Consider the following 17,807-nt stretch of genomic DNA (forward strand, 5'->3'; position numbering starts at 1 on the left):
GTTCCGTGAAATTGGGGCCAGATCGGCCACAATATTGTATCAACGCGGGTGGCAGGCGCGGCACTAGGGGCGTCCCCCCACCCCGAGGACGCAGCAGGAGAGCCCACCGGAACGCTCAAGCGCTCTGCAGGGATTGGGGGCTTGGATGACCGCAGGACCCACCGAGACACCAAACCCGCACCGCCGACCGCCAAGAGGATCCATCCGGGGCGGGCTCTCCGCCATCAGAACGGCAGGAGCCGCATCGACCAGAGCATCGGCGGAAACAACCAGCCAAGGAACACGTCAAGGCGGCCCTGAAATCCGGCCGGGGCTTGAGGCCAAAAAGGGTACCCGCCGAACGAGGCTCAGCGATAGGAGACCCGCTGCACTACGAGAGGGATCCACCGCGGCGATTAATGGGCGGATCCTGCGGCAGCGCGGCCCTTTGCGACGCCGGCCACGTATGCCGTTATGTGATTGAAAAACGCGTTGCTCTTTAGCAGCACGGGCCAGCTCTTATCGGCCTTGTCTTTGTTGTTCTTGGCAAAGTCGATGATATGGAGCAAGTGCGCGCGAATTAGCTCGTCTGCCTCCATGCTCACGATTTTAGAGATGTCCTTTAGAGCCGTCTTTCTAATCTCAACTAGTTCCCTGTAGATTGTGCCGCAGATGAACAACGAGCATTGCGGGATCACTTGGTGCATCACGTCGCTGTGTTTCTGCGCTAGAGGCTCTCCTAGAATGGGTTCATAAACAGTCTTCAAGTTAGTCGAAGCCTGCGCTTTCCGCCTGATTGCGGTGAACCGCTTCACAAAATCGTCAAGCCTTTGCTTCAGGTCGTGAGCGATCACGATTTTCTCTGCGGTCATGTCACCGGAAAAGATGCGCTCGTAGTAACCGCCATCTTCGACCGAGAGGAAAATCTTCTTCACGTTCTTCTTCGCGATTTCCGGCTGGCCGTAAAATGTAGCGGTGTAGGCTTGCGCGCCGTCCTTTAGGCGAATGATGCGGCCGTCAAGATGATGGCCAATACGCCGCTCAAGAGCCACCCGCTCGGTGTCCGTCAAGCTAGTCAGTTCTCCCTCTCGCCGTTCCAGCAACCACCCAAGCGAGGCAAGCGCATGATCTAGTTGAACGACGCGCTGATCGTTCGACCGCAGGAAGCCGGTGCCAACTTGGTTTTGGTTGTTTTGATTGACTGCGACATCGTTAGCGAAGTCCTTGTGACCACTTGACGTAATTGCTCTCGCTGGAACGATAACGTCTGACTTCAGCTTCCTTTTTTCGAGGGCTCGATGCAGCGCACGGATCGTTTGGCCACCGTTTACGACCTGAGCCCTCTCCAAGGTCAAGGTCTTTTGGAAAACGTCATAGAACGCTTTCTCACACAGGAACGTCACACCATTATTGAAGTGAAGGAAGTTAACAGAACCATCGCCCGTACACGTAGCCTCGATTGATCTGTTGGTAGCCGTATCGCGTTGATCAACCCGGATATTCCTCTGTAGCAATCCCTCTCCGTGTTGCGCGTACAGTTCGGCCAACGTGTTTCCAGGAATAGAGAACAGGTAGCAATCCGCAATGCCGGATCGTTGGGTGTAGGGAGTTACAGGAACGTCAAGTCGCAGCGGATCCTTAACAGCCGGAAGGGAGTGCTGGTAGAAGCGCTCTTGAAGGATTTCGATAGGTTGTTCATCCCACTCAATAAAGCTATCGGCGGCACGGCCCTTTAACGCCGTGACGAATGTGTCAAGTTTGAGCTTTGCCTCGGGAGCCAGCCCAGCGCCACTGCTAACGAAGTGAATGCGGTAACCGTTTGGGACCTGCTGATAGAGTTCCTCAAGTCTGGCCTTGAGATCAGGATTTGCTACCGCCTCGTGCTTTCGGTTCAAAATCAACCCCAAGCCAGAGATGACCTTATCTACGTCGCCAGTCGGGATCCCCTTGTCGATGCTCTGCGGGTTTTTGAATTGATAGAAGTGGACCAACTCATCATCGTCGATCCACAGAGCGTCGATGCCCAGATCCCCGCCACCGTCGCAGAACACTTCCTCGACGTCTGCGTCCATGAAATCATGGAGACGATTGAAATACCAATACAGGAGGGAATGGCCTCGCTCTGTAAGGCCATGGTGATCGGATAGCGTCTTGCACTCGGCCTCAAGTTGCTCCTTGAACAACGACAGCAGCGGATTGACGGCGGTCATGGGGTTCCTCTAGTGACGGCTTACAGTCGGGGCTAGCCCGTCTTATTCGCGAGAGGGCGCCTGAGAGGCTGGCGAGCGTGGTGTAAAGCGCTGATGCGGCGTAGGATTCGGTTGCGAAGCCACCCCATCACCTTCAACCGCGAACGCCACGCCCGCCATGACCGATGATACGATTTCAGACCACTATCGAGAAGCAAGAATTCAACACAAATAAAACCTCTGCCTCGCGCTCGATCTCTTCATGCTTGATAGTCTCGTTTCGGAGGCTGATCACCTACCGCGTCTAATAGGCCGCTCGCGCCGGTTTCTTTGGACGCGGCACGACCGCGACTCCACGTTTCGGCACAGAAATGATCGGGAGTCACTCAATCTTTCTTCAACTTAACCCGTCTTATTCGTAAGAGTGCGCCTGAGGGGTAAAGCGCTGATGCGGCGTAGGATTCGGTTGCGAAGCCAACCCCATCACCTCCAACCGCGAACGCCACGCCCGCCATGACCGACGATACGATTCCGCCCTTCTCGTTTCCAGCCGTTCACGCCAAGAAAGTCACAGCTGCCTTCGATGGTGGGCGCCTAACCTCGAACGGGGGCGTGATGCTTCTGGCGATGGCCGAGCGGCGTCTCGGTTTGGCCGACAATCTGGCCCGGGTGTTCCCGGATCGGCGCGATCCGACGCGGGGCGTGCACAGCCTGGTCGATATGTTCCGCGCGCGCATGTTCGCGATCTGCTGCGGCTACGAGGACGCCGACGACCTCGATCATCTGCGGTCCGATCCCGCATTCAAGCTGGCCTGCGGTCGCCTACCGGACACGGGCCGGGATTTGTGTTCCCAACCGACGCTGTCACGCCTGGAGAATGCGCCGCGCCTGCGCGACGTGATCCGGCTGACCTACATTTTGGTCGACGCATGGATGGATAGCTACCCGCGCGAGCCGGCATCCGTCACGCTCGACATCGATGATACCTGCGATGTCGTCCACGGCCATCAGCAGCTCTCGCTGTTCAACGCTCATTATGACGAACGCTGCTTCCTGCCGATCCACGTCTACGACACGGAGAAGAGCCGGCCCGTGGCGGTCGTGCTGCGGCCCGGCAAGACGCCGGGCGGCGTCGAGGTGCGTGCCCTTCTGCGCCGCCTGGTACGGCATATCCGGACGCGGTGGCACAACACGCGAATTACGTTCCGTGGCGACGGGCACTATGCCCGGCCGGAGGCCATGGCGTGGTGCGAGACCAACGGCATCGACTACATCTTCGGTCTGTCCGGTACCAAGCCGCTCGCCAGCGTCGACGAGGTCGCCGACGACATCCGCACCCGACGCGCCATCGAGAACCTGCCGGTTCTGCGTGGCTATACCGAGACGCGCCACAAGGCAAAGTCCTGGGATCGCGAACGGCGCACCGTCGCCCGTATTGAGGCGACGATGCTCGGCCTCGACATCCGTTTCGTCGTCACCAGCCTCGATGTCGGCTCGGCCGAGTGGATCTACGACAGCCTGTATTGCGCGCGCGGCCAAGCCGAGAATCTGATCAAGCTGCATAAGACGCAGCTCGCCTCCGACCGCACCAGCTGCCGTTCGGCGCTCGCCAACCAGGTCCGTCTCGTGCTCCATACGGCCGCTTATTGGCTGATGCTGACCGTGCGCGACGCCATTCCCAAAGCCCGGGAATTGGCCGCTGCCGAGTTCGCGAGGCTGCGTCTTCGGCTCTTGAAAATCGCCGCCCGTGTCGTCGAGACCACGAGCCGCATTCGCCTTGCGTTTGCCGCGGCATGTCCCGAAGCCGACCTGATCTGCGGCTTGCCCGGCGCGCTGCTGCCGCTCGGTCCTTGACCGGCGGGGCGTCCGCCCCCGTTCGCCCAACCCATCCCTCAAGCGCGTTGCAAGTACCGGTCGTCAGGCGGCGAAAAGCCGAAGGCAATCCTGTGCGCCTCGTCAGACAAGATGTGCGGCCGCATCAATCGGGCCCAAAAGCCGCACTCTCACGAATAGGACGGGCTAAGACGCACCCGCGCACCCCTTTTAGAGGGCCGCCCCTCAAGACTGCGGTGGGGGCCATGTTGGGCGCGCCCTACCGAGCCGTAAGGTGCCATACAGACGCACCCCGGGCAAGCCGAGCAACATCCCGCCGCGGCTCTACGCGGCCTCGTCAGCTTCTCGAAAGCTCGCGCGACTATAGGTCTGCTCAAGTGATCTTGGACGTGAGGCTAGCGTGGACCGGCAGAACTTTGATCCATCCAACGTAACAGCTTGGTCGCAAGTGCAGCACGACGTCTCGGAAGAGACGCACGCCGGCCAGGCCGGGCAAGAGGGCTTTGAGCAGCACTTGGCCGAGGCGCGCCCGCCTGATCCGGCTCCTGTCTCTAGGGGGGCGAGCCGGAGCCACCATCCCAATCTCTCTACGGAAGATCGGGACATTATCGACAAGGCGATTGCTCAATATGCAGGTCCGCGAAAACCGACAACGGTCTATCAGTATGCTCGAGGACTCCGTCGATTGATAAACGACATCCGCGGTCGTGGCCAATCGACCGATCTAAGGGATCACCAATCCCTGGCCGAGCACGCCAAAGCTTACTTTCCGTCAGACAATGCTATCGTAACGGGGTTGAACATCCTTCGTGCGTATTATGAGCCGGGCCATGTAGCTTATGGCGCGCGACGCGCTGCCCCCTCAGCGGAAGACGCCCTTCTCATAGAGCATCTGACTAATCCCGGCGGACTCAACGAGAGTTCCTTTGGTTTATATCAGAATGCTCTTCGCCAATTTTCTGACAAACTCAAGGGCAAGGGCCAGACGATATCTGAACTGGATCAGGATTCGCGAGTCGCGTTCGCTCGTAGGTTGCTTCCGACGCACGCAACTCTCATCTCCGCGTTGGGGACGTTGGGTGACCAGCTCGACGCGAAACAAGTTTCAGGTCCGGGCGGCCCTCGGGAAGCCGGGGGCGATGGTGTCCCGTCGCCCAGGTCAGGCGGGGTTCCGGCGGAAGTCTGGGGCCTGTTCGATGATGAGGCCGAGGAGCCGCCGGCCGATCCATCGGAACTTGAGCGGCTGGAGCATGAGCTTCGCGGGGAAATTCAGGGACGGCTAGGCGACCACCCCGCTCAGCCGCCCTTCTCCGTAGAGCCAGAGGGATTCACGTTTAATCCAGAGTCCCCTCCTGCGAAAGTTCGCCGATTGCTGGATGATCATTCCGCCCTGCCGCAAGTCTTCGTCAATCCAAACGACCTCAATGCAGACGCTGGCGTGCTGATGCGGGCTTCCCTCCACGAATTGGAGAGGCAGCCCACAATGCAGCAGAGCGGGCATGAACAACCTGCTGCACCGAGCAGGAGCAGCGTCCTCCCGAGCGGGGACAACCGACCGACCAGCTTCGTGATCAACACTGACCGTTACACGGCGTTGTTGGTGCCCGCGGGGATGACCAGGCAGAGCTTCCCGCTCCATCCTCGATCGGAAAACGCTCCGCAGCCCAGCGCGCCGTCGGGGAATCAAGCCTCGCCAGCACTGCCTTCACGCAGGATGGAGCAAGCCGCGCCGGCGTCCGACCGGGCTGAGGCGGTGTTCCCAGCGCTCGGCGAGACTTTTGATGCGTCTTTGTCCGCTCCCGAGGACTTCTCCCACGGCACCCAGCCTGCGCCGGGTATGATGCGGTCCAGGTTGGGCCGCTGGGGTCAGTTTCCGGATGTGGCAGAGCGGGTAAAGACCTACGACATTCGCGGTGAACGCTATACGGCCGTGTTGGGACCGGGAGGGCCCGATGATGTTCGGCTCATTCACCTGCGGTCTCCCGCTGTCGGCGATACATTCGATGTTTCGTTCGCCGTTCCCAAGGATTTTTCTCATCGCACCCAGCCGGCGCCCGACATGATGCTGTCCACGTTGGGCAAGTGGGACTTCTTGCCTGTCGCGGAACATCCAATCATGAACTACGAGATTGGCGGCGAACGCTACACGGCCGTTTTGGGACCGAAAGGACCCAACGACGTTCACCTCATCCATCATCCTCAAGTTGCTGATGAAGCTGCGCCAGCGGCACCGTCAGACGTCTACAACGTCCTTGATTTGCCGTCCACACCGGAGGAGCTGCCTGATTACGCGAACTATCTGTCGGCGTTCCCGCGCATACACTCCGGTGCCGAGATCGGGGCGTCGGGTCCGGCGGCCTCATCCCACGACCGTAGCGGGCGGGCTCTCGACCCCATGCAGTGGCTGGGCGACGAGCATATCCAGAGGGACTACGAGCTCCTGACGCAGGAGTTGCAAATGAATGATCCGAATCTTGCCGCCCGAACGCGGTTCGTCGATCCTCTCATTGCCTTTCGGTTGAGTTGGGGCGCCGAGCGCGACGCGCTCAGCGCATTGCAGCGCATCGTCTATGATCATGACAATGATGTAGCCGACTTCCTATTCCTGCCAGTGACCGATGCCAGTCCAACCCATCCTAACGGCACCCATTGGTCGCTGCTACTCGTAGATCGCTGCACGCGAGGAGTGCCGGTCGCCTATCATTACGATTCCGTCGAGGGACACAATGACGAGCCCGCAGAACGGCTCGCAGAACGGCTGGGCCTGACTCTGCAGCGAGCCGGAATGGCCCCGCAGCAGAACAGCTATGATTGCGGCGTGTTCGTGGTGGATGGCACACGGGAGCTGGTTCGACGATTGGCGCAAGGAGAGCGGCCACAAGCCGAGCCGCTGCACCTCGACAACCTCGTCGCCAATCGGCAGGAACTCCGGGACCGGCTTAGGGGTTGATGGCGATGCGCCCGTCCGGTAGGCGTGTCGATCTCCAGGGTTTTCGGCGGCGTTTCAGGACCGGCCGCTGTCGCCGCGAGCAAGCGCACGAAATCAGCTGAATGCAGGAGGACCTGTAAGGGTCGACGCCGTTAAAAAGGCAGTGAAGAGGGTTCACAACGCCGCCAGCGGCTATAAAAGCAAATCGTGCTGTGCGTCGGGCCGGCGGGTGGTTCCTGGAGAGACCATTCTGCCGGAGTTAGTTCAGCGCGAATCGTGACGAATTATTGCGATCACCTGCAGGGTGCTGCCTGCTACAGCGCAGAAGACGGCAAATCATGGATGTCCTAGCTAGCACCTTAGTTCCACTGCAACCAAGCGCAATGCCCGAAAAGTTTAGACAGCCGCAAGATAACCGCAGTGACACAACGTGCGACAGCTAGGGGAAGCACACTGCTTGCGACACGTCGGCGGCGGCTGCGCCCTTTAAGCCGGACATTCGAAATTGGGGGGCCGGGGTCAACTAAAAAGGGGCCCCAGTGCGCGATAGGGGACCCGCTAGAAAGTCCCGTTTTCCCATTGACGAAACGACATGTTGATGATCGGCGCTCCCGGCGCCGGCAAGTCGATGCTGGCCGCGCGCCTGCCCTCGATCCTGCCGCCGCTGTCGCCAAGCGAACTGCTCGAAGTCTCCATGATCGCGTCGGTGGCCGGCGAGATCGAAGGCGGCGCGCTGACCGCACGGCGGCCGTTCCGCTCGCCGCATCATTCCGCTAGCATGGCCGCGCTCACCGGCGGCGGCATGCGCGCCAAGCCCGGCGAGATTTCGCTGGCGCATCAGGGCGTGCTGTTTCTCGACGAGTTGCCGGAGTTCGATCCGCGCGTGCTGGATTCGCTGCGCCAGCCCTTGGAGAACGGCGAGGTCGCAGTGTCGCGCGCCAATCACCGCGTCACCTACCCTGCCCGCTTCATGCTGGTCGCCGCGATGAATCCCTGCCGCTGCGGCAACGCCTTCGAGCCCGGCTATGCCTGCAAGCGCGGCCGCATCGACCGCTGCACCGGCGATTACCAGGCGCGCATCTCCGGTCCGCTGATGGACCGCATCGACCTGCGCATCGAGGTGCCGGCGGTGACCGCGGCCGATCTGATCCTGCCGCCGCCGGCGGAAGGCTCGGCCGAAGTCGCCGCGCGCGTGGCGGCTGCGCGCGACATCCAGCTGGCGCGCTATGCAGCCGCGGGCCTGCCCAAAATCCGCACCAATGCCGAGGCGCCGGCCTCGGTGCTGGAAGAGATCGCCAAGCCGGATGCGCAGGGCGCCAAGCTGTTGCGCGACGCCGCCGAGACCATGCGGCTGTCGGCGCGCGGCTATCACCGCGTGCTGCGGGTGGCGCGCACGCTCGCCGACCTCGACAATGCCGACAAAATCGGGCGGCTCCACCTCGCCGAGGCCTTGTCCTACCGTGCACTCGCGGAGGATGTGCGGCAGCTGGCGTGATCATCGCGCGCATCAACCCGGCGGTAACGAGTTTCCTTTACGCTCTGCAAACCATAAGGCCCATCAGTTCCCGTACAGGGCCCGGCGAGTAGAGTGTCATGTTGCGTTTCAAGATTCTGGCCTCCGTTGTCCCCCTGCTGGCGGCAGCTGTGTTCGCCCGCGCCGAGATCGGATCGGTCTCGCATCCCTGCGTCGCCTTCGGCGACACCTCGGTCGAGCTCACCTCCCTGTTCTGGACCGCCGGCACGCATGTCGCCTTCACCGACGATCCCGCGCAGGCCACCGTGCGGGTTCAGATCACCGACAATGCGGATGCTGCGGACTTCGTCGTTGTCGACGACGGTCCCGGCTCGGAAGCGGACAGCTGCCAGGCCGGTCCGGTGAGACGCCTGATTTCGATCGCCGCGCAGCCCGTCGACGGCGGCCAGGTGATCTATCTCTCCACCGACGGGCCGGCCGATTACCGCATCTATGTCCGCTCGAAGACGTTCTCACAGCGCGAGGCGGCGGCCCTCATCGTCGGCGCCCGCGGCAGCCATGGCCACTTCCAGGCGGCCTCGCTCTGAGCCGTTAACACTTCGTCAACCCTGTTTGGAGCCGGCGCCGGAGCCTCAAACTGTTCGCAAGATCGAGACGACATCGTCGTTTCGGACAAGAATCGGGGTCGGTGGTGATGGGTCGGACGTTCCGGATCAAGGTGCGCATGCGCCGCTTCAGGCGACAGCATCCGCGCATCGCCTTCGCGCTCCGCTCTTTCATGATCTTCACGGCGACGTTCGGCGCAGCCTACGGCTTCGTCTCCGGCAGCCGTTACGAGAATTCCGGCTACGATCCGAATGCGTTCGCGATCGGCGCGAGCTTCCTGTTCGCGCTCGCCTGTCTCGGCCTTGCCACGCTGAGCATGCGGCTGCGCTTCGTCAACAAGCGGCTGCGGAAGCTGGCCGCCCACAACGAGGCGCTGATCGACCGCAATTGGGAGCTCAAGGAAGCCGAAGAGCGCGCCCGCAGCCTGTTCGAGCAGCAGGGCGATCTGATCGTGCTGCGCGACACCGACGGCCGCATCACCTTTGCCAACGACGCCTATTGCACACTGGCCGGAGAGGCGCGCAGCGCGCTGATCGGCACGCGTTTCGATTTCGACGTGCTTGAGCAGGGCGACAGCGCGCGCGAAAGCAACGGCACGCGCATTCACGACCAGAGGATCGCAACCAAGCTCGGCGCGCGCTGGATCGCCTGGCGCGAGGGCTATGTCCGCCGCGATGCCGGACAGCCCGCCGAATTGCAGAGCGTCGGACGCGACGTCACCGACCGCACCGAGACCGAACGCGCGCTGGCCGACGCGCGCGACCAGGCCGATGCCGCCAACCGCGCCAAATCGCGATTCCTCGCCATGGCCTCGCACGAAATCCGCACGCCGCTCAACGGCATCATCGGCATGGGCGGCCTCTTACTCGACACCACGCTGACACCGGAGCAGGCGACCTACGCCAAGGCGGTGAAAACCTCGGGCGAAGCTTTGATGGCACTGATCGAGGAGCTGCTCGATTATTCCAAGATCGAAGCCGGCAAGCTCGATCTCGAGCTGCGTCCGTTCGCTTTGTCCACGCTGGTCGAGGAAATCACCGAGCTTCTGGCGCCGCGCGCGCAGGCCAAGTCCCTCGAGATCGCGTCCTATATCGATGAGCGCCTGCCGCTCGAGGTTGTCGGCGATGCCGCGCGGCTGCGCCAGGTGCTGCTCAATCTCGCCGGCAACGCCATCAAGTTCACCGCGGGCGGCGGCGTCGCGCTGATCGTCGAGCCCGGGATCTGGCCGAACGAGATCAGCGTCCTGGTCCGCGACACCGGCATCGGCATCGCGCCGGACGCGCAGTCGCGCATCTTCCAGGAATTCGAGCAGGCGGACGAGCGTGTTGCACGCACCTATGGCGGCACCGGGCTCGGCCTGTCCATCAGCGAGCGTATCGTCAAGCGCATGGGTGGGCGGATCACGCTGGAGAGCGAGCCGGGCAGGGGCTCGACCTTCGAGGTCGCGGTGCCGCTTGCCCCGGCCCAAACGGCGAGCGGGCAGGCGGCATTCCCCAGCCCCGACCTCTTGGGCAAGCCGATCCTCCTCGTTGCCGACGGCATCGAGGCCTCGCTGATCGCGCGGCGCCTGGAGCGCTGGGGCGGTCAGACCTGCATGGTCGCGGATGCCGCGGTCGCCGAGGCCCTGTTGCCGGAACGCGCATGGCACGCCGTGCTGATCGATCGGGCGATCGGTCCCGCCATCGCCGACCATCTTAGTGAAGCCGCGCGCGCGCATGCGATGCAGCGCCTGGTGCTGCTGACGTCGAGCTCGCGCCACGAGACGTTTTCGCCGGCGTTCACCGGCTTCCTGATGAAGCCGCTGCGCGCGGCTTCGCTCGCCGCACGCCTATCGCCGACGCCGGAAGTCGCCTCGCCCGAGCTGGCGCCGGAGCCGCTGGCAGGATCCACCGTGAACGCTGCGCCCGCAAAAGGCCTGTCGATCCTCGTCGCCGAGGACAATGAGATCAACGCGCTCTTGATGCGCTCGCTGCTGACGAAACTCGGCCATCGCGTCGTCATCGCAATCCACGGCGAGGCCGCGCTGGAATCCTGGCTCGCCGCGTCATCGGCCGGCACGCCCTATGATCTCGTGCTGATGGACATCCAGATGCCGCAGCTCGACGGCATCGAGACGACCAAGCGCATCCGCGCCCATGAGGCGGCGACGGGCCGCCAGCGCACGCCGATCCTGGCGCTCACCGCCAATACACTGGTCGAGGATCGCTACGCCTGCTTCGAGGCGGGAATGAACGGCTTCCTGATCAAGCCGCTCGACCGGGAGAAACTGAACGAGGCACTGGCCGGCCTCGCCGCGTCCCGACACCTGGCCGTCTGATCAAGAGGCCCAAGGAACCCCGCCGTGCGGCCAATCGACAATTGAAATCGGTCCCGTTGCACGTCACCATATGCGGGGGCGTTTTTTGCAACGAAGGACTTTGCGCATGAACGTGCTTTGCCGCCTCGCACTCATTGTTTTCTTCGCTGGAATTTCCCGGCATGCCGCGGCCGATACGGCGGAACTCATCACATCGCTCAAGCAGGGCGGTTACGTGCTGATCTTCCGTCACACCGCGACTGACGACAGCCAAAAGGATGTTTTTCCTTTCAAGTTCGACGACATGAGCGCGCAGCGCCAGCTCAGCGAGAAGGGCAGGGACATGGCGCGCCAGATCGGGGCGGCGCTCAAGGATCTCACGATCCCGATCGGCGATATCTACACCAGCCGGCTGAACCGCGCGGTCGAGGCCGGCAAGCTGATCTCGGGACGCGACGTCAAGCCGGTCGATGCGCTGACGGACAGCAGCAACGCTAGTGCGTCGGGAATGGCGAACCCGACGGGTACCAACGCGAAGGCGGGCCAGGCCGTGCGGCAGCTCGTCGATGCGCCGCCGAAGCCAGGCACCAATACCGTCCTGGTCACCCACAAGACCAACATCGCGGACGCCTTCGGCAAGGAGGCCGGCGACGTACAGGAGGGCGAAGCCTTCGTCTACAAGGCCAGCACCTCCGGCTCCGCTACCTTTGCAGGCCGCATCAAGCTCGCCGATTGGGGCGCGAAGGCCGGCAAGTAAGAGACCGGGCATTCGCGCCGGACTGCCGGCCCGAAGGAAAGTCCGGACTTTGTGGATCCAGATCGGCGCAACATCGTTCTGACGAATAACCCTAAGGCCGGTCTGCCTGGGAAGGCCGGCCTTAGAGGTGCACGAACGCATGGTCCGGCCTGACTTGCTGCGGCGCCACGATCCTGTGATATCGAGGTCTGGGATCGGCGACTGAAAGGCTGGCGAATACGTGAAGACATCGGAAGACCGCTCATTCCTCATCCTGCTTGCCGCGATTTCGGTTGCGTTCGCCTGGGTGCTTTGGCCGTTCTCCGGTGCATTGCTATGGGCCATATTGCTGGCGATCATCTTCGCACCGCTCTATCGGCGCACGCTGGAAGCCCTCCCGGGCAGAGACAATCTTGCAGCCTTGTTCACGGTCGTCGTCGTGATCGTCATGGTCCTGATTCCCGTGGCGATCGTCATCGCCTCGCTCATCGACCAGGGCGGCGAGCTGTATCAACGCGTTCAGAGCGGGGAGATCAGTTTCGCTCATCCGCTGCAGCAGCTGAAATCGGCGTTACCGGACTGGGCGACTTCCTTGTTGGATCGCCTGGGCGCCATCGACCTTTCGTACGTGAAAGAACGCCTGTCCAATCTGGTCGTCCCGGCCGGCCAGCAGCTGGCCGGACATGCGCTCAACATCGGTCAGGTGACGCTGGAGTTCGTCGCAAGCCTGTTCGTGATGTTGTACCTGCTGTTTTTTCTGCTGCGAGACGGTGACGAGCTCAATCGACGCATCCGCGACGCACTTCCGCTGCGGCCGCGCCACACCGCCGAAATTCTCCATGCGTTCACCCTCGCGGTTCGCGGGACGATCAAGGGGATCGTTCTCGTTGCCCTGATTCAGGGAGCGCTGGGTGGGCTGATCTTCTGGCTGCTCGGCCTGACGGCGCCCCTGCTGTTCGGCGCGCTCATGGCGCTGCTCTCGCTGCTGCCCGTGCTGGGCTCCGCGTTGGTGTGGGTTCCGGCCGCGCTCTACCTGCTGGTGGCAGGTTCGGTCACGAAGGGACTCATCCTGCTTGCTTTCGGCACCTTCGTGATCGGTCTTGCGGACAATTTTCTCCGCCCGATCCTGGTCGGCCAGTCCATTCAGATGCCGAGCTATGTCGTGCTGCTTGCCACCCTGGGCGGGCTTGCCGCGTTTGGCGCGAACGGCTTCGTCATCGGCCCGCTGGTCGCCGCGATGTTTCTAACGGTATGGCAGATCTACGTCGGTTCGAAGACGCAACAGGAGATCCGGAAGTGACCTCCTATGCGGCATAGGCAATGAACCGCGGCGCCGAGAGCTTGTCAGGCGGCACTTGGGCTCCCTTAAAGATAGTCTCTGCCCGAGACGCACGCTTGCAATGCGGGCAGACGAAGAGGTGCGCGATGATCGGGGTGGGCTCGTCCGCGAGCAGCTCGGAGCGGAACCACTTCATCTCGATGTGGCAGTCCGGGCAGATCGGCGCTTCGAGCTGCTCCGCCGCACTTCTGAGACGATCGACCATGGTGCCTTTCCCGCCGTTTTCCAAGGAATAGCGGATTACCAGGTGCGGGTCTGCAACAAAAGATACCTAGTCAAATCAGCCCGCGTTCCCGGCGCGATCAGAGACGCCTGAGCGCCACGCTCTCCACCGTGTGGTCGGCGCCCTTCTTCAGGATCAGCGTCGCGCGGGGGCGGGTCGGCAGGATGTTGTCCTCGAGATTGGCGAGGTTGGTGCGCTCCCAGATCGCGATCGCGGTGGCAGTGGCCTCCTCGTCGGAGAGCAGCGCGTAGCGATTGAAATAGGATTTTGGATTGGTGAACGCGGTGTCGCGCAGCGCCAGGAAGCGCTTGATGTACCATTGCCGCAGCGCCGCCTCGTCGGCGTCGATATAGACCGAGAAGTCGAAGAAGTCGGAGACGACGGGCACCGCCTTGCCGTCGCGCGGCAGCTTGCCGGTTTGCAGCACGTTGACGCCTTCGACGATCAGGATGTCGGGCTGATCGACCTCGGCCCACTGGCCCGGCACAATATCGTAGGTCAGATGCGAATAGACCGGCGCGCGCACGTTGCGGCGGCCGGACTTGATGTCGGAGAGGAAGCTGAGCAGCAGCGGCAGGTCGTAGCTCTCCGGAAAACCCTTCTTCTGCATGATGCCCTGCCGCTCGAGCACCGCATTGGGATAGAGAAATCCGTCGGTCGTGATCAGCTCGACCTTCGGCCGCGGCGACCAGCGCGCCAGCAATGCCTGGAGCACACGGGCCGTGGTGGATTTTCCGACGGCGACCGAGCCGGCGACGCCGATGATGTAGGGCACCTTGCGGTCCCGAATGTTGAGGAACTGACGCTCGGCGTAATACAGGCGCTGCATGGCGTCGACATAGATCGACAAAAGGCGCGACAAGGGGAGATAGATGTCCTCGACCTCCTGCAAGTCCAGGCGATCGTGCAGCGAGCGCAGCCGGTCGAACTCGCCCGGCTCAAGCGTCATCGGCGTGTCGTCGCGCAGCCGCGACCACTCTTCGCGCGTATAGACGCGGTACGGATTATACTGCTGCTCGGGTGCGCGGATATCCATGACGCAACCTCTCCACCTCGGCTAGTTGCCGCTCTTGCGCGACGCCTTTTCTTCCAACCCTGACATCGACGTCCGCTTGTCCAGCACGGCCTCGACCTCCTCCAGCTTTACGCCGCGGGCCTTGAGCAACACAAGGAAATGGTAGAGCAGGTCGGCACTCTCAGCGATCAGATGCGCGCGATCGTTTTCGACTGCTGCGATTACGGTTTCGACTGCTTCCTCGCCGAACTTCTTGGCGCAATGCTCGGCGCCCTTGTCCAGAAGCTTGCGGGTATAGGAGGCCTCGCCACCGGAGGCCGCGCGGGCATCAATGGTCTCGGCCAGATCGTGGATCGTGAAACGCGGCATACAAGATACTCGGAAAACGCCCCCGGCCGCATGAGCCGGTCCCCACCAGCTCGTGTAGCACTTTTATGAATGGGAGTCGTCAGGCATCGAGGCGCATAGGCAGCCCGCGCCGGGCCATGTGCTCCTTGGCTTCACGGATGGTGAATTCCCCGAAATGGAAGATCGAGGCAGCCAGCACCGCCGTGGCGTGGCCGTCGCGGATACCGTCGACGAGATGATCGAGATTGCCGACGCCGCCCGACGCGATCACCGGAACGGACACACTGTCGGCAATCGCCCGGGTCAGCGGAATGTCGAAGCCCTGCCTCGTGCCGTCGCGGTCCATCGAGGTGAGCAGGATTTCGCCGGCGCCGAGCGAGACCACCTCCTGGGCATATTCGATGGCGTCGATGCCGGTCGAATTGCGACCGCCATGGGTGAAGATCTCCCAGCGGTCGCCGCCGGGGCGCTTGACGCGCTTAGCGTCGATCGCCACCACCACGCACTGCTCGCCGAATTTCTCGGCGGCTTCCTTGACGAACTCGCGCCGCGACACCGCGGCGCTGTTGATCGAGACCTTGTCGGCGCCGGCCCGCAGCAGAGTCTTGATGTCGTTGACCTCGCGCACGCCGCCGCCGACTGTGACGGGCATGAAGCAAGCCTCCGCGGTACGCCGGACCACGTCCAGCATGATGCCGCGGTTCTCATGGGTCGCGGTGATGTCGAGGAAGGTGAGCTCGTCCGCGCCGGCGGCGTCATAGGCGATCGCCGCCTCGACGGGATCGCCCGCATCGCGCAGATCGACGAAGTTGACGCCCTTGACGACCCGTCCGTCCTTGACGTCGAGGCAGGGGATCACGCGCACCTTGAACATCGGATCTGTCTCCTAGGCGGCGCGGGCGTTGCGGATCAAGGTGAGGGCGGCTGCGGGATCGAGCCGGCCGTCATAGAGCGCGCGGCCGGCGATCGCGCCGGCGAGCTTTTTCGCACGCGGCGTCAGCATCGCCTTCACATCTTCGATCGAGGCCAGGCCGCCGGAGGCGATCACGGGGATCGAGATGGCGTCAGCCAGCGCAATCGTGGCATCGAGGTTCAGGCCCTTGAGCAGGCCATCGCGCGCGATGTCGGTGAAGATGATGGCGGCGACGCCGGCATCCTCGAACCGCTGTGCGATTTCCAGCACTGTGACCTGCGAGGTCTCGGCCCAGCCTTCGACGGCGACCTTGCCGTCGCGCGCATCGAGCCCGACGGCCACGCGGCCGGGGAATTTCCTGGCGGCGCTTTTCACCAATTCGGGGTCGCGCACCGCGGCAGTGCCGATGATGACGCGGCTGATGCCCTTGTCGAGCCAGGCTTCCACCGTGGCGAGATCGCGAATGCCGCCGCCGAGCTGCACCGGAATCCTGATCGTCTTCAGCATCGCCTCGACGGCCTGTGCGTTCACCGGCTTGCCGGCAAAGGCGCCGTCGAGGTCGACGACGTGGAGATACTCGAAACCCTGCTCGGCAAAGCTCTGCGCTTGCGCCGCGGGATTGAGGTTGAACACGGTCGCGCGCGCCATGTCGCCTTGCTCGAGGCGCACGCACTGGCCGTTCTTGAGGTCGATGGCGGGAAAGAGGATCACGGTTTCCATCGCAAGAAGTTCGAGATCAGGGCCAGCCCGAAGCGCTGGCTCTTCTCCGGGTGGAATTGCGTGCCGATGGCGGTGTCTTTCGCCACGATCGCGGTGACGGGACCGCCGTAATCGGCCCGCGCGAGCACGTCCGCCTCGTTGGCGGGATTGAGGTGATAGGAGTGCACGAAATAGGCGTGCTGCCCCTTGGGACCGAGCGGCAGCTTGTTCAGCACTGGGTGCTCGCGCAGCACCTCGAGCGTGTTCCAGCCCATGTGCGGAATCTTCAGGCTCTCGTCGCGCGGCGTAATCTTCTCGACATCGCCGCCGATCCAGTTCAGGCCGTCCGTCGTGACGTGCTCCTTGCCGCGGCTCGCCATCAGCTGCATGCCGACGCAGATGCCGAAGAACGGCCGCGCCTTGACGCGCACCGCTTCCGTGATCGCCTCGACCATGCCGTTGACGGCGTCGAGGCCGCGCCGGCAATCAGCGAAGGCGCCGACGCCCGGCAGCACCAGACGGTCTGCCTCGTAAGCCTGGTCCGGATCGCTGGTGACAAACACCTTTTGCGGGCTCTCCAGGCTGCGTGCGGCGCGCTCGAAGGCCTTGGCGGCGGAATGCAGATTGCCGGAACCGTAATCGATGATGGCGACGCTCATCTTGACCCTCCCGGTTCTGGAAACAACCCGATGATGCCGCCGGCCGGAATGGGCGGCGGGTTCGAGAACTGCTGACCCGGCACGCTGCGGGTCGGCGGCGGCCCGCCGCGATCGACGGCCCATTGATCGCCAGCGATGCCCTGCTGCTTCTGGCTCCAGCGCTCGAAGAAGCGGTGCTCGGCCGCGTCCTCCTTGTCGGCGATCACGACGTCGAGCTGCCGCCACTTGCCGCGCGACAAGGTCCAGCGGCGCAAACTCGAGGCCTCGAGGCCCATCAAGATCGCGACGATGACATTGGCGTAGAAGATCGAGCTGCGTCCGACCCCAAGGCTGGACAGGGCGACATTGAACGCAATCACGACAACCAGCCAGCCGAGCAGCGCCAGCCAGAGCCGGTTCCACAGCAGCCAGAGCGGGCCGAAGATCATCGCCCAGAAATGAAAGCCGTCGCGCACGAAGACGAATCTGTCGGTCGCGCGCAGATCGGCTCCGGCAGGAGAGGGAGCATGAACTGTGTAGACAGGCATGGTGATGCCCCGTTCTCTAAATTCAGTGATACCGCAAGCGGC

14 protein-coding genes and 1 pseudogene are annotated in these 17,807 nt (G+C 62.9%); 7 read left to right on the forward strand and 8 right to left on the reverse strand.

The features are described from left to right. Nucleotides 1-395: 395 nt before the first annotated feature. Nucleotides 396-2,189 (reverse strand): AIPR family protein, encoded by a 1,794-nt coding sequence (locus LPJ38_RS04265; protein WP_018644988.1) that lies wholly within the window; start codon nt 2,187-2,189, stop codon nt 396-398. A 492-nt stretch (nt 2,190-2,681) separates the two neighbouring features. Here LPJ38_RS04265 and LPJ38_RS04270 point away from each other — a divergent pair, with 492 nt between their 5' ends. From LPJ38_RS04270 to LPJ38_RS04300, 7 genes and pseudogenes are all read left to right on the forward strand, one after another. Continuing rightward, entirely contained in the window at nt 2,682-4,022 is a 1,341-nt protein-coding gene (locus tag LPJ38_RS04270) for an IS1380 family transposase (protein WP_039186464.1), read from the forward strand. A 379-nt stretch (nt 4,023-4,401) separates the two neighbouring features. After that, nucleotides 4,402-6,951, forward strand: coding sequence for a Ulp1 family isopeptidase (locus LPJ38_RS04275; RefSeq protein ID WP_156902877.1), 2,550 nt, complete (start codon nt 4,402-4,404; stop codon nt 6,949-6,951). Between the two features lie 571 nt (nt 6,952-7,522). Continuing rightward, nucleotides 7,523-8,425: pseudogene (locus LPJ38_RS04280) on the forward strand (YifB family Mg chelatase-like AAA ATPase); the annotation flags it as partial. A 98-nt stretch (nt 8,426-8,523) separates the two neighbouring features. Then, the gene (locus LPJ38_RS04285; protein ID WP_145630404.1) at nt 8,524-8,991 is read left to right on the forward strand and encodes a hypothetical protein; all 468 of its coding nucleotides are present in this window, start codon (nt 8,524-8,526) and stop codon (nt 8,989-8,991) included. Between the two features lie 107 nt (nt 8,992-9,098). After that, entirely contained in the window at nt 9,099-11,327 is a 2,229-nt protein-coding gene (locus LPJ38_RS04290; RefSeq protein WP_167520341.1) for a PAS domain-containing hybrid sensor histidine kinase/response regulator, read from the forward strand. Between the two features lie 106 nt (nt 11,328-11,433). Continuing rightward, complete coding sequence (locus tag LPJ38_RS04295) at nt 11,434-12,063, forward strand: histidine phosphatase family protein (protein ID WP_145630402.1); 630 nt, start codon at nt 11,434-11,436, stop codon at nt 12,061-12,063. A gap of 220 nt (nt 12,064-12,283) precedes the next feature. Beyond that, nucleotides 12,284-13,342, forward strand: a complete 1,059-nt coding sequence (locus tag LPJ38_RS04300) for an AI-2E family transporter (RefSeq protein ID WP_145630401.1) — start codon at nt 12,284-12,286, stop codon at nt 13,340-13,342. A 4-nt stretch (nt 13,343-13,346) separates the two neighbouring features. Here the strand turns inward: LPJ38_RS04300 and LPJ38_RS04305 are convergent, their stop codons facing one another. The 7 genes from LPJ38_RS04305 to LPJ38_RS04335 all read right to left on the reverse strand — a co-directional run bounded on the left by LPJ38_RS04305 (nt 13,347) and on the right by LPJ38_RS04335 (nt 17,765). Then, complete coding sequence (locus tag LPJ38_RS04305) at nt 13,347-13,586, reverse strand: hypothetical protein (RefSeq protein WP_145630400.1); 240 nt, start codon at nt 13,584-13,586, stop codon at nt 13,347-13,349. Between the two features lie 97 nt (nt 13,587-13,683). After that, the gene (gene coaA, locus LPJ38_RS04310; protein ID WP_061850484.1) at nt 13,684-14,640 is read right to left on the reverse strand and encodes a type I pantothenate kinase; all 957 of its coding nucleotides are present in this window, start codon (nt 14,638-14,640) and stop codon (nt 13,684-13,686) included. A 21-nt stretch (nt 14,641-14,661) separates the two neighbouring features. Further along, nucleotides 14,662-14,988, reverse strand: a complete 327-nt coding sequence (locus tag LPJ38_RS04315) for a phosphoribosyl-ATP diphosphatase (protein WP_145630399.1) — start codon at nt 14,986-14,988, stop codon at nt 14,662-14,664. Nucleotides 14,989-15,067: 79 nt separating this feature from the next. Beyond that, nucleotides 15,068-15,841 (reverse strand): imidazole glycerol phosphate synthase subunit HisF, encoded by a 774-nt coding sequence (hisF, locus tag LPJ38_RS04320; RefSeq protein WP_145630398.1) that lies wholly within the window; start codon nt 15,839-15,841, stop codon nt 15,068-15,070. Between the two features lie 12 nt (nt 15,842-15,853). Next, nucleotides 15,854-16,600, reverse strand: coding sequence for a 1-(5-phosphoribosyl)-5-[(5-phosphoribosylamino)methylideneamino]imidazole-4-carboxamide isomerase (gene hisA, locus LPJ38_RS04325; protein ID WP_167520340.1), 747 nt, complete (start codon nt 16,598-16,600; stop codon nt 15,854-15,856). Further along, on the reverse strand, nt 16,588-17,238 hold the full coding sequence (hisH, locus tag LPJ38_RS04330; RefSeq protein WP_145630396.1) for an imidazole glycerol phosphate synthase subunit HisH: 651 nt from the start codon (nt 17,236-17,238) through the stop codon (nt 16,588-16,590). The genes hisA and hisH overlap by 13 nt, the downstream gene beginning before the upstream one ends. Further along, the gene (locus LPJ38_RS04335; RefSeq protein WP_145630395.1) at nt 17,235-17,765 is read right to left on the reverse strand and encodes a DUF2628 domain-containing protein; all 531 of its coding nucleotides are present in this window, start codon (nt 17,763-17,765) and stop codon (nt 17,235-17,237) included. Before LPJ38_RS04335 ends, hisH begins: the two co-directional genes overlap by 4 nt. Nucleotides 17,766-17,807: the final 42 nt, after the last annotated feature.

The sequence above is a fragment of the Bradyrhizobium daqingense genome, assembly GCF_021044685.1.
Lineage (GTDB): Bacteria > Pseudomonadota > Alphaproteobacteria > Rhizobiales > Xanthobacteraceae > Bradyrhizobium > Bradyrhizobium daqingense.